Here is a 286-nt window from a genome sequence, read left to right as displayed (position 1 = left end):
CCGACGCGGGGCTGGGCGAGCTGTTCGCCGCGCAGGCCGCCCGGACCCCGGACGCCGTGGCCGTCGTGCACGGCACCGAGGAACTGACCTACCGCGAGCTGGACGAGAGGGCGAACCGGCTCGCTCACCGGCTGATCGCGGCAGGGGTCGGTGCCGGGAGCCGGGTCGCGCTCTTCCAGGAGCGGTCGGTCGAGGCGGTCGTCAGCACCCTCGCGGTCGTCAAGGCCGGCGCGGTGTACGTCCCGCTCGACACCCGCTACCCGATGGAGCGGATCCAGCTCATCGT

1 pseudogene is annotated in these 286 nt (G+C 73.8%); it reads left to right on the top strand.

The features are described 5' to 3' along the window. Positions 1-11: 11 nt before the first annotated feature. Positions 12-286: pseudogene (locus GT045_RS31935) on the top strand (AMP-binding protein); the annotation flags it as partial.

The organism is Streptomyces sp. SID486 (assembly GCF_009865385.1).
In the GTDB taxonomy this organism is placed as follows: Bacteria; Actinomycetota; Actinomycetes; order Streptomycetales; family Streptomycetaceae; genus Streptomyces.
Note: the sequence above shows the minus strand (reverse complement) of the source record. Positions and strands in the feature narration are given on the sequence as shown.